Raw genomic sequence first — 11788 nt, 5'->3', positions numbered from 1 at the left:
AAATATCTTTTTGACGTACTTTTGTGTACTATTTTTTTTACAAATGTTTTACAGTGCACGATTATGGCTACATTCAAATTTTTAGTACTCCCGCATCAACGGAAAGAGGATGGTACATATAACGTAAAAATCCGTATAACACAGAAAGGCAAGTCCAAATACATCAAGACCAGCCACAATGTGTCAGTTTCAGATATTATAAAAAAGAAAGACAACGGAAAAGAAAAAATCAAGATCAAGAATCAAGCCGTAATCGACCTAATGGAAGAGATGATATTAGGATTTAAGAAAAAATTGACATCCGCAGGTGTTGAAGCAGAGCACTGGGAGGTTGATCGAATTGTGGAGTACTTGACTACAGAGGAAGAGAATTTCAGCCTGAATTTCATTTCCTATGGACGAAAAATAGCGGATGATCTCGAGCAGGACGGAAGACTAGGTACGGCAAAGAACTATCGGATAGCCATAAATGCGCTTGTCAGGTTCATCGGAAAAGAAGAGCTCGACATAAACCTCATTACAGCATCTTTTATGAGAGCGTTTGAGAAGTTCCTAAAAAATGAACCTTCTTTTAAAGGATGCCGCGATGGTGGATCAAAACCAACTGATAAGCCTAAAGGCAAACGGGTCATATCCCTTTACACATCACAAATCAAAACATTACACAACCTCGCTAAAAATGAATATAACGACGAGGATAGAGGAATCATACGCATCCCATTTTCCCCGTTCTCAAAATACAAAATCGCACCAGTTCCCCAAAGTGAGCATCGAACATTGTCTATAGACCAAGTACAGCAAATAATAGATCTTCCGTATAAACAAAATGCTCGCAATGGAGGTCAGCCTGTTTTCAATTTAGCGAAAGACATTTTTATCCTATCATTTGCGATGATGGGCATGAATAGTGCCGATTTCTATAATGCTCCTACCGTCGAAAACGGAATTATTTCCTATCAAAGGACTAAGACACGTACTAGGCGTGAAGATAAGGCAGAAATGAAAGTCCGGATTGAACCGGAAATAAAAAAACTGTTTGAGAAATACTCCGACCCATCTGGAGAGAAAGTCTTTATTTTTCATAAGCGGTATAGAAGTTCAGAGAATTTCAATAAATCAATAAATAAAGGACTAGATGAGATAGGAGAAATAATAGGAGTTCCGGATCTGAATTATTATTATGCCCGGCATACAATGGCAACGTTAGCCGCTAATAAAGCGGGCATTGATATTGCAAGGGTAGATGAGATGCTTAACCATACCGATTCCACATTGAAGTTGGCTCGTGTGTATATCGAACGGGATTACAGTGTACTTTGGGAGGCCAACAGGAAGTTGTTATCCTTATTCAAATGGGATAGTCTAAAATAAATTAGGTCGACCTGTTAGGGTTGTCCGAAAAAGCCAAACGGATCTTCGCTTGGAAATTCTTCGCCGGAGAGTCTTTCGCCGACTGGCCGGGGCCGGAAAGCCGGAAGGAGTTGTATGAGACCTATAAAAGTGTTTTCAATGCGGTGATGGATAAGAAGGATGGGAGGTTGCTGTTGTAAAAAGAACAACCTCTAACTTTCCCTAAAAAGCAAAATGCGAGTAAACCATGGAAGAGGGTTTTCAGCCCCGGCCATACGATTTGCTCGCATGTTTGCGTTAGTAGGAAGGTTAGAGATTTTACTTAACGGCTGGGGGCTTCTTCCCCCTCTCTTTTATAGTTATTTTCTTATGTCATTTTTTAGGTGGTAAAAATTCTGTTTTGCAGCCAAACACATAGCATAGCGTTCTTTATGATATAGCATTTCACAAATGATCCAATCTGAACCATTTGGAATATCATCTACAATTCTATATACACCTTCATTATCACATCTTAAAGTAGAAAGTCTATATTGAAAAATATCTTGATGTCCAGAGACAGCCCAAGGAATATTCGCAATCTCAAATTGCTCATGAAAAACCTTTACCCAATACAGCAACTTAGAATCCTTTTCATCACCATCCGCAATTACTTGAATTTCATAATCTTTAGATAATGGGCTTTTATACTTATTATAAAAAAGTCCTTTAAAATGTTTCTTATGAATTTCAGCTAAACTATCAAGGTTAAACTCTATACCTAATCCTCCATCCGAAGGTATTAGTCTTTTCCAAAAGTCTTTTACCCTAGTAATGTTCCTTACAGCTTTAGCTGTCAATTCTAATTGTGCTTCATCATTATCATTTGTTATACCAATAAAATCTCTTAATTCTTGATCGATCTTTGCATATTCATGGTTACATTTATAACATCCAGGAACCGTTATTCGATTAATTTTATATTCTGGAGAATACCCAGCATACAACGCTTGCATTGGTATATGTTCTACTGTTTCCTTATTATCATCAGTAAACTCACAACCACAATTATAACACCTCTTTGAAGATTTTATCTGTTCTGCCATAATTAGTATAGTTTAATATTAATACCCAAATGTAATCATTATTTTAATCCTAACAAAATCTCTCCATTTTTACAGACAGAACGACTGAAAACCTAAAACACTAAACCAATATCAAACTACGATCTTCTCTTTTGTAACAACCATCTTACTACATAGCCGATACCAATCACGGCCAGTCCGGATAACAAGCCTATCGCCCACCCTCCTACCTCGATCTTTATTTTCTCCCAACGGGATAGCTCTTTTTCCACAAGGACTGGAACCTCCACTTTACGATCCACGTAGATCTCTTTCGAAGGCAGAAATAATGTATCCCTAGGAACTCTCATGTTGGCAATCACGTTACCGAGACTATCCAAGGCGAACATGAGCTCTACGTTCTTAGTGTTGGCCATGTCCAGCCAACGAAGGACTACCTTACCGTTCTCATCGCATTCCATCAACGCACGGATGGAGGCGCTATCGGCTGGCATTGGGTAAGGTACCAACTTATCTATGTAGATCGAGTCTATACGATTCTCGATAGCGACAGGTTGAATCTTGGTTCGACACCCAAACAGGGAGAGGATACCTACCATTATTAATACAATGCATCTAGGTTTCATTATTATAAAAATTTGATTGTACCCGTATTTGGATGCCGCCCGGATACGAAAAAGGCGACTAAACCATGATGATGGGATAGCCGCCAAACTCTCCAATAAAATGTAAAGTTATATGCTATTTAGGAGGGTTCTTTTTTCTTAGACTCCTTAAATCCTTATCCAATTCTTTTATACTATTCAAATATTCTTGCTCCTTTTGAGCCTCTTTATATAAAGCATACTCGTTCTTTGCCTTTTTCTTAGCCAGTTCTTTTGATATTTTACCTAAATCAGTCAAGATGCTCTTACGGTTCATCGTTAAGATAATATTAAGGTTGTCTTCCCAATCTTTCATCCTCATCGGTATATGGTTGATAGCTTGGGCCTCTGCGAAAGATAGGTATTGCTCGACTATTAATTTCAAGTTGTCAAGCTCATCTTTCGTTAAGTAGTTCTTACCGATATTAATATCTGAAGACTTAACAATACCTTCTTTCTCCGTAGAGGTAAGTCCCATCATCGGTAACTTTGCGTTCGCCCTATAATAAATCAATTCCGCTGCTGTTTTTCCACTTACCGCCCAAAGAAGCTTGTTTTGTACGGACGCAAAGAAATCAAGTGTTGTCTGGTCATTTTTATCGTAGTCTATACTTAACATATAGATATCCTTGATTTGCTGGTAAAACACTCTTTCGGATATACGTATCGACCGAATTCGATCTAACAGTTCCTTGAAATAAGTCAACGACTGGCCTTTTATGAATCTATTATCATCAAGAACATAACCTTTTACCAAATATTCACGAAGTGTTTTTGTAGCCCAAATACGAAACTGGGTCGCACGTTTACTGTTAACTCTGTAACCGACGGCTATGACCATATCAAGATTGTAGAACGTCACTTCCTTCGTTTGAGTTTTCCCGTCAATAGCTCCATGCTCAGTGGTTATTGCATTTTTTGCAACAACCACTTTTTCTTCAAGCTCACCATCTTCAAAGATATTTTTAATATGCCTGCTTATTGTCGATACACTAACATCAAACAATTCGGACATTCCTTTTTGAGTCATCCAAATAGTTTCGTTAATGGCATCTATTTGCACTTTCACATCACCACTATCTGTATTAAAGATGACTATTTCACCTAAGTTTTTATTTTCTTCCATAACATATAACTTTCACATCACAAATGTAAAAATTATTTGTTATTGGCTATCCCATCCTGTCAAAGAACCCATTGTTAAAACCCTAATTCATCGGATATCATAACAAGCTCCACCCCGTTATCACATCCGACATATCAGCCTCTCTCCCATTCTCCACCTTGCTCATCCCGGCCACAATCCGGATCATTTGCTCACGATCGTTGATGTTGATCGGATCATCGGCAGGGATACCGGCATAATCAGATACGGCCTTAATGTAAGCGTTCGTATTATTCTCGTTTTCCGGGGCCCAGCGGCTGATCATCTTACGGATCGTATCCAGCTTATAGTTCCGGTAATAGTTAGACAGGATCTTGAAGATCGCCCTATACCCGTATGCCATCGATTTAAATTGCTTGAACTCTTTGTCTGAGCTTGTCTTCTCTCCTTGGAAGACATCGCTGTTCCTTCTGATGTTCCCGGGGTTGTTATTACGTAATCCCCGGGGTAAATTGTTATTTCTCATTCCTTATCCTCCCTCATTAATAACCGTTCTGCGGCTCACGATCGCCGCATTTCTTTTTCTCACACCTCTTTAAAGCCAGTTCTATCTTCACGTCCGAGTAGCTCTCTTTCAACGTGAAAAGCTCGTCCTGCACCTGCCGGAGCCGTCCGGTCTGCTCAACAAACCGTTCCTCCTTCTCAGACAACTGCTTTTGCAAGAACTCGTTATACTCACGCAGGGCCTTGAACTCCTCCACGTCAGCTTGAGCGTCCGCTATACGGGCGTTCGTCTTACGGTTCGCCCACGCACGGATGCCCCATTTTATCCCCTCGATCCCGCCCATCGCACCGATTATCGCCAATATCGTATTCAAATCAACTCCCATAACTCGTTTTCTTTTAATATATACGGGGGCTTTTATTTGCCCGCCCCCGATAAAGGCTTATATCCCGTTAAGCGATAGGATCTATTCCCTTTAGCTCATTCCATCTATCTTGGTATTCCTCCCCGGAAAAAGGCTGGTCGAGTATCTTGGAATAAGAATCGATCGTCTCGGCGGAGAACATCCCCTGCCGATCAAGGTAATCCACCCGCTGTTTCAGGTACCATAACTCATCGTCCGTGAAATCAAAGGACTTGACCCCTGTCATGGCGTCCACGGTCTTGAACGAGATCTCGTATTCCCCGTTACCAACAGGGGTCATAACCACTTCCTTCCGCTCCGAATCCAATAGCTGGACCTTGCCGGAGATAGATATTTTCAAGCCGATATTTTTGCGATTGTCGTACATCGGCAGCACGTTATTGAGTATTAATACCCTGTCTTTCAATGTCAATTTCATATCTGTTATTTTTTTTATTAGTATTTCATACATAAATAACCTGTTTTGTTATCATAGTAAACAGGATATAGCTCGGGCGAAGAGCTTAACGCCCCCAATTGCACGTGTGTCATCATGGAGCCGACATTAATGACAGTTCTCTCCATGGCACCATCGTCATTAAAATACCGGGACTCGACCCGGAAAGCGGAACCCCAACCAGCCTTATGCACGCAATTAATCCATATCCTCGGATAATTGGTATAAGCGGAACGCCCACACCTCAATGTCAAGATAGGCGGGACACTCATCGCCGTAGCGGAGTCTAATATATCGGTCAGATCAAGTACCGAGTTCACGTAATTCGGATACGTCTGCATTATGACATTACGCAGGTGGTTACCACCATTATCAGTATCTACCGATCTTAGCGTGACTTGTCCGTCGTTGTGGATGGCCAACGCCCCGTTATACATATAATGTCGCTTGGAGAGCATCAACCCGCTAGCGGCCACCAAACCGCTTAGCCCGACCCGGAAAGGGGCTTCATCCCTTCGCTCGTAAGTGCTGCCGACCCATATACGGACAGATCCCGGATCAAGGTTCGAGATATCGCCACCGCTATTACCGTCACTGGCGAAACCGCATGAGACCTCGTAATTACGGTTCATGCACATGATGGAGTTGCTGCCATATACCTTGCCGTCACTGAGCACCTTGAATGTCGGGGAAGCGGGAGGCTCCCCGTTCGCCCCGGAGTTCCCTCCGGACCATATCCTTACGGTACCGCTAGCGGCCATGCCCCCGGTATTACCGAACGCTATCGCCCCCGTGGACACGAGGCCGCCATTGATCTCGGTAATCGTGCAGTCGTACTCGGAGGCGAAAACCCACCCTTCACCATCATAGCGATAGATATTCACGCCGTCTACCCAAAGATCGTTCTTCCGCATTCCCGATCTCGGGGCCGTGGATTGGTAGAACACCTTCGCCTTGTCATTGGCCATGCTCTGGGCATCGTTAGCCGATCCTTGGGCGTTATTGGCAGCGTTACTGGCATTTTCCGCCTCGCTAAGAGCGTCCTGTGCCTTTTTCATGGCTGTATCTGAATACCCTTTCAGCGTATCTTGAATAGCCTTGTTTGCGGCCTCTACGGCTGTGTTAAAAGAGGACATGGCGGTATTGAAGGCCGTGAACTTGGCGTCAACGTCTTTTTTCTCGGCCTCTGTCGCCTTGCCGTCAACGATAGCGGTATTGATGGAGGACAATAGGTTGTCAATCGCCCCGAACAATGTCACCTTCGCGTTCAAAAGCCCGGTCTTGGCCGGGCCGGAGAGATAGGTATTCTCATATAATTTTTTATAAGTGGCCTCGACCTCGGCCTTGGAAACATTGACCGTATTCAGGTATTTCTCGATCGCTACGGCCTCCGTCTCCGTGACTATACCATCCTTGAACGCCCCGTCCACGTAATAGTTCAGGTCCTCCACGGATTTCTTGGCCTCCTTGATAGACTGATCCAATTCCGGCCACTCATCAAGGTTTTTCAGCCCCGAACCGGCGGTAAAGACCATACGCCCATGAAACTCGCCAGAGCCATCCCCCTTATTCAGTATGAAATAGGTATTACCATCCGTCGAGACAATCCTATCCACCGTCACCCGGCCGGGGAGTATCTCCGTGAAACCGTACACGGTAACGAAGGAACGGGCCCCGTCAAACTGGCTGCCCAATAAACCGGTCAAGAAATAATAGTACCCATCCTCCTCGAACTTATGAGGGCTCCCGGACATCTCGAACGTCCCCTTCCCACCGCTCTTGCCGCACTTCGCATAGAGATAGAGTTTCCCGTAATCCCCCAAGTAGGGACTCGTATACGCCCCCATATCCCAATACTGGTATTCGGAAGGCTTATGGGACTCCTTGATATCACTGATGCCCAGCGTCATGTGCTGCAAGATCAAAGCCGGGGCGGTAAACACCCCGGTGTTGTCATCATACCTGAAATCGGGCATGACGGTCACAGGAGCGGTCTTGCTGTTGACGAAACGGAATTGCAGGGACTCATCACCCACCAAGAGCGACATGGTACGTACCCATATCGGGTCTATGCCCTTGGAGTAATTATCGAAGGCCACTTCCAGCATCTCTTGCGCCTCGATAGCGTCACGGTAACGGCGCTTGGTAAACTGTAACGCCTCCTTATACCTCTTGTCATTAACGACCTCCTCGCTCTCCAGCTTGCCCAACTCATCGGACAGGAAACCGCCTACCGACGTATTGGATAGCTCAAGCTCCGGGCTGTGGGGCCTGTTGATGTAATCCCTCACCCCGGTGATCCGGATCAGGATGCCGTCCGGCTGGAATTGCGGGTCGCTGAAATCGACATAACCGCCGGGTACCAGCTTGGCGCCGATCGCCAACCAATTCTTCTTGGCCCATATGCCGTCCAGCTCTCCGATGAACGTGAATTGCCGCTCCTCACGCTCGTAAAGGCAGCGTACCGCCTCCCGGAACATGTCCCAGCTCGCCCCGGTCTTGGTGGCGTTGTCGCACACGTAGGCGGCGGGAAGGGATATGTTGAAAATGGCGTACTTGTCGCCGACCTCCGGATACAGGGAGGCGTTCGGCAGCGTCATGCCATCCTGCTCGGACGAGATGATCTCGAACTTACGGCCGTCATGTATGTACTTTACGTCGAACTCACGGCCCGCCAGACGGCCTGTCTGGAAAATAACCGTCATGGTCTGACCGGCGATCAGGCAATCCTCGAAATTGAGGTTGGCGGGAACCGATGAGTCATAGAAGTTGTAGAACGTGACATCGTTCCCGTCCGTGTCCTCGCCCGACTCCGTGTCGGTCTCGCTCACCGTGCCGACCCGGGATGGATATATATCGCTGGCGTCGTAGCTGTCCTCATTATAAGAGGAAAGGGGCCTGTCCGCGCGAGTGACATACATCCCGTCCTTGTCGGTCTTGTAGCGTCTGCCTTGATAGGAAAGCTCCTGCGACTTGGGGAGCAGCAAGGTCTGGCTGCCATAGGCCGAGTAATCGATATTCCGCTCACCGCCTTGCACGTACAATATCTCCACGGGGAGGTTGTCGCCTTGGTTCGCACGACCTACACCCGGAAGGAAACCGTTTCCCTTGCCATAGCTGAGAGCGACCGGGGCATCCTTGAAGTACTCCACCTTGCGCAAGTGAACTGTCTTTCCGACGATCTCGAACTCCGTGTCGAACTCCTCGGCCAAACGCCCCAATACAGCCCAGCATTTCTCATGGTTGAACGACAACAGTTTCTCCGGGGCCTCGATCACCGTGCCGACCGTCCAGCCGGAATCATAGAGATTGAGGTTGTCCACCAGCAGCTCCACGAACATCCTCGGCGTGGCCGTCATGACGAACTTGAGCTTGTACGGCTTGTCGGACAACAGCTTGTACTTATATTTTTTCAGGATCTCCTCGTTGCCGCCGAAGGTGACGGTATAGTCGAATACCCTCGTGCCCTCCTTCTTGAAATCCGAAGGGTACCACAGCGTGTACCTTTCCCCCTGGTACTCGATATACGTCCCGGTGGGCAGCTCCACGTGATCCACTAGGGAGTAACGCAGCTCCACCTTCTTCGCTTGCGCTATCGCCCGGTAACGATAGCTGTCATCGTCCACCGGGATGTCAAGCAATACCTCGCCCGTCTTATCATAGATACGCATCTCGAACGGTATTTAAAGGGTGTTCGAGACGCTTTCGGGCATACCCAGCAAGGCACGTACCCTCGCCTTGCAGTCGTTACGGTAACGTTCCAGACAGGCGAACTCGGCCTCAAACTCGGCCTTTCTCTCATTATCCGAGCTCAATTTATTCAGCGTTATCGCCTCTACCCGATCGGCGGAATACTCTCTCCGGATCAATCCGGACACGAGACTGTCATAACTTGCGGAAGTAGCCTCGACCAGCGTGCCGCCATCCTCGCACGTGCCGGTATAGGCGTAAGCTGTGCAAGGCTCCGGTTCCGGTTCGCCCCCGTGGCCCTCCGGAACGTGGTTCTCCAAGACCTCCTCGTTCAGGTATAGCAGGTAATGGTTGTCATCGTATTTTACGAATGTCTTTCTCTCCGTGTAAATCGCTCTTGTCTCCATATATTTAAATGTTTTTTAGCCGACCCGGAAGGATCGGCCAAGAGCGATCCCAACGGGTCAAGTGAACCTGAAAAATTTCTTACCGAACTTGTTGGTGAGCACCTTTATCACGGTATCCACCGGCAAGTCCTCGTGAGAGAAGTCCGTGAGCGCCTGATCAATCAAGACGGCGGAACCGGTGAAAGCGTAACGCTCCTCGCCTTTCCATCGGAAACGTATGGCGAGGCACTTCTTTGGCGTGCCGTCCTCGTTTTTCTCGATCTTGCTATCCTCGATTTTATAATCAATCAACTCTATGAGTTTATCATCCTCCAGCCCTCGTTTATCCTCCGGTATCCGGGTATCATAAAGTATATCCTCGAATCTCATTTTCCGGTCGGCCGGGAGATCCTCCCACGGACTTTTTTTATTCCTTATCACCTGTCCCAGTCTTTTCCTTGGTGTTTCCATTCCTAATTTATTTAATAGATTACTCGTATCAGCGTGTTGGATGAAGCCTATACGGGAAGAGGCCCTCTTCCTTATCTCCTCGTCCGGCAAACCCTTCTTTCTCAATCTAGCTATCTGGCGGCAGAGAGCCACCTTGTTACGTTTCCGGACACGGACGTGATCCGGGAAATGCACGTATCCCCCCGTATCGACACCGTCCGTCACGTGCCCGATCTTCCATCTCGGGTTAAGACCGATCCTAAGCTCGTTAGCGTAATAAAGACCGATCCACTCGATGACAAGGTGCAAAAATACGGTGTCCTCATGCAGTATCAAGACATCATCGGCGAGACGGTAACAGAAGTCCAGACGGTTCAGATATCCCTTGAACCTGTCCGAGAGATATTGAATCCCTTTGGATAACTCCTCATAATCATGTTCTGTTTTGGCCGTTGCGATACTTTCCTCGATATACCTTTTCGTGTAGTACTCAACCAAAGCCGGGCATTCCCCGACATGGAAGCACCGCTTCAAATCGTGATCGAAAAGATAAAGATAGACAAGCGAGAAGAACTGCGCCAGCTTCGTGCCGGGAAACATACCAGTATCCCCCTCGACGCTGTCAATGATCTCATCAAACCTTTGCAATAAATGATTATCCTTGATACGTGTTCTGAGCTGGCTTTTCAGTACCGGGTGATTGACAGTCGGATAGAAGTGGTGGATATCGCACAGGAGATAGTCGGTGGTACGTTCCGGATATTTTCTCAAGACCTTCCGGATCATCCTCATGTAGGCGTGGGGACCGCGTCCTTTCACCCCTCCGTAGGTATACGCGGAGAAGGATCTCGTAAAATAATCCTCCACCTCATTGAGCATCGCCCAGTGCTGGACATGATCCGGAAAAGGGAGCATCCCGATAAGACGTTTTTTCGGCTCATGGACGGTCATGAAACGATACGGGGAGGTTACGAACGTCCCGTTTTCAAAAGAGTATAGGAGATCGGAAAGGTTCTTTTCCAAGTCCGCCTCGAACTTTGTTATGGCCTTTTTGCCATGCTTGTTCTTGCTGGCATGATCAAAAGCCTTGTAATAGTTTTCTTTCCGGGCTATATCCCCGGAAAAGTCACCTTTTCTCCTCATGGTGTCCCAAGTGTCTTTTAGTGTCCAGTGTCTGCAATCGCCATCAGGTCATGAGCCGTCGGTTTATCAACCTACCGGGACTATACCCTTAGCCTTGATTTTTTGTCCAGTGACAGGGTCTCTCCTCCACTTTTTCTTACTGAATAAATCAGCGGCGTATCCTAGGGGCGACGACCAGTTCACGTTAGCGTTCGAGACCGCATTGTTACCATTGAGGTACGCTAAGCCGGCATTAGCACCGTTGTTCGCATTACCACGACGGAACGGACAGCGAAGGCCGGAACTGGACGTCAGAGAAGACAACCCGCCCAATCAATAGGCGGCACAAATGTAATATTTAATTTTTCAAGTGCGACCGCCTTACGGCGGGAAAAATAAAACAGGAACGGAAACAACATGTCAAAGAACTAAGATGCGGCACTTACGTGCCTTGGGTGCTCGGGCGCTTCGCACCCTAATGGACACGATGGACACCCGAACACAATGAACGCTAGTACTGCACGGGCACGGGGCTTACGTCCTCTGCAAAATAGCAGAGGGGCGACGACCAGTACACGTTAGCGCTCGAGACCGCATTGTTACCACGGAGGC

At 46.7% G+C, this 11788-nt stretch carries 12 protein-coding genes; 2 read left to right on the top strand and 10 right to left on the bottom strand.

Features of this window, described 5'->3' with window-relative positions:
* Positions 1-63 precede the first annotated feature (63 nt).
* Both QVP94_RS10810 and QVP94_RS10805 read left to right on the top strand, forming a co-directional pair.
* Complete coding sequence (locus QVP94_RS10810) at positions 64-1371, top strand: tyrosine-type recombinase/integrase (RefSeq protein ID WP_011966243.1); 1308 nt, start codon at positions 64-66, stop codon at positions 1369-1371.
* 20 nt (positions 1372-1391) lie between these two features.
* Positions 1392-1550 (top strand): hypothetical protein, encoded by a 159-nt coding sequence (locus QVP94_RS10805; protein ID WP_172606885.1) that lies wholly within the window; start codon positions 1392-1394, stop codon positions 1548-1550.
* Between the two features lie 159 nt (positions 1551-1709).
* Here QVP94_RS10805 and QVP94_RS10800 read toward each other — a convergent pair whose 3' ends face one another.
* The 10 genes from QVP94_RS10800 to QVP94_RS10755 form a co-directional block, all read right to left on the bottom strand.
* Positions 1710-2435 carry a hypothetical protein gene (locus tag QVP94_RS10800; RefSeq protein WP_022192593.1) on the bottom strand — a complete coding sequence of 242 codons (726 nt, stop codon included), beginning with the start codon at positions 2433-2435 and terminating at the stop codon, positions 1710-1712.
* Between the two features lie 116 nt (positions 2436-2551).
* Entirely contained in the window at positions 2552-3040 is a 489-nt protein-coding gene (locus tag QVP94_RS10795; protein ID WP_022192592.1) for a hypothetical protein, read from the bottom strand.
* A 115-nt stretch (positions 3041-3155) separates the two neighbouring features.
* Positions 3156-4184: a RhuM family protein gene (gene rhuM / locus QVP94_RS10790; RefSeq protein ID WP_022192591.1), complete on the bottom strand. Its 1029-nt coding sequence runs from the start codon at positions 4182-4184 to the stop codon at positions 3156-3158.
* A 97-nt stretch (positions 4185-4281) separates the two neighbouring features.
* Positions 4282-4689, bottom strand: a complete 408-nt coding sequence (locus QVP94_RS10785; RefSeq protein WP_022192590.1) for a hypothetical protein — start codon at positions 4687-4689, stop codon at positions 4282-4284.
* A 16-nt stretch (positions 4690-4705) separates the two neighbouring features.
* Positions 4706-5053 carry a hypothetical protein gene (locus tag QVP94_RS10780; RefSeq protein ID WP_011966235.1) on the bottom strand — a complete coding sequence of 116 codons (348 nt, stop codon included), beginning with the start codon at positions 5051-5053 and terminating at the stop codon, positions 4706-4708.
* Positions 5054-5120: 67 nt separating this feature from the next.
* Positions 5121-5510, bottom strand: a complete 390-nt coding sequence (locus QVP94_RS10775) for a hypothetical protein (RefSeq protein WP_011966234.1) — start codon at positions 5508-5510, stop codon at positions 5121-5123.
* 17 nt (positions 5511-5527) lie between these two features.
* Entirely contained in the window at positions 5528-9199 is a 3672-nt protein-coding gene (locus tag QVP94_RS10770) for a hypothetical protein (protein ID WP_022192589.1), read from the bottom strand.
* 12 nt (positions 9200-9211) lie between these two features.
* A complete protein-coding gene (locus tag QVP94_RS10765) occupies positions 9212-9625 on the bottom strand; it encodes a hypothetical protein (RefSeq protein WP_022192588.1) in 414 nt (137 codons plus the stop codon).
* Between the two features lie 57 nt (positions 9626-9682).
* Positions 9683-11197: a DUF8468 domain-containing protein gene (locus QVP94_RS10760; protein ID WP_022192587.1), complete on the bottom strand. Its 1515-nt coding sequence runs from the start codon at positions 11195-11197 to the stop codon at positions 9683-9685.
* 66 nt (positions 11198-11263) lie between these two features.
* Positions 11264-11500 (bottom strand): hypothetical protein, encoded by a 237-nt coding sequence (locus QVP94_RS10755; protein ID WP_130882156.1) that lies wholly within the window; start codon positions 11498-11500, stop codon positions 11264-11266.
* Positions 11501-11788: the final 288 nt, after the last annotated feature.

The sequence above is a fragment of the Parabacteroides sp. CAG:2 genome (assembly GCF_000436315.1).
In the GTDB taxonomy this organism is placed as follows: domain Bacteria; phylum Bacteroidota; class Bacteroidia; order Bacteroidales; family Tannerellaceae; genus Parabacteroides; species Parabacteroides distasonis.
The sequence above is the reverse complement of the archived record's forward strand: the minus strand, read 5'-3'. Positions and strand labels throughout refer to the sequence as shown.

Bases quoted from the DNA above. Each gene is read 5' to 3' on its own strand.
- QVP94_RS10810 (WP_011966243.1), top strand. From the start codon at position 64: ATGGCTACATTCAAATTTTTAGTACTCCCGCATCAACGGAAAGAGGAT.
- QVP94_RS10800 (WP_022192593.1), bottom strand. From the start codon at position 2,435: ATGGCAGAACAGATAAAATCTTCAAAGAGGTGTTATAATTGTGGTTGT.
- QVP94_RS10795 (WP_022192592.1), bottom strand. From the start codon at position 3,040: ATGAAACCTAGATGCATTGTATTAATAATGGTAGGTATCCTCTCCCTG.
- rhuM (WP_022192591.1), bottom strand. From the start codon at position 4,184: ATGGAAGAAAATAAAAACTTAGGTGAAATAGTCATCTTTAATACAGAT.
- QVP94_RS10785 (WP_022192590.1), bottom strand. From the start codon at position 4,689: ATGAGAAATAACAATTTACCCCGGGGATTACGTAATAACAACCCCGGG.
- QVP94_RS10780 (WP_011966235.1), bottom strand. From the start codon at position 5,053: ATGGGAGTTGATTTGAATACGATATTGGCGATAATCGGTGCGATGGGC.
- QVP94_RS10775 (WP_011966234.1), bottom strand. From the start codon at position 5,510: ATGAAATTGACATTGAAAGACAGGGTATTAATACTCAATAACGTGCTG.
- QVP94_RS10770 (WP_022192589.1), bottom strand. From the start codon at position 9,199: ATGCGTATCTATGATAAGACGGGCGAGGTATTGCTTGACATCCCGGTG.
- QVP94_RS10765 (WP_022192588.1), bottom strand. From the start codon at position 9,625: ATGGAGACAAGAGCGATTTACACGGAGAGAAAGACATTCGTAAAATAC.
- QVP94_RS10760 (WP_022192587.1), bottom strand. From the start codon at position 11,197: ATGAGGAGAAAAGGTGACTTTTCCGGGGATATAGCCCGGAAAGAAAAC.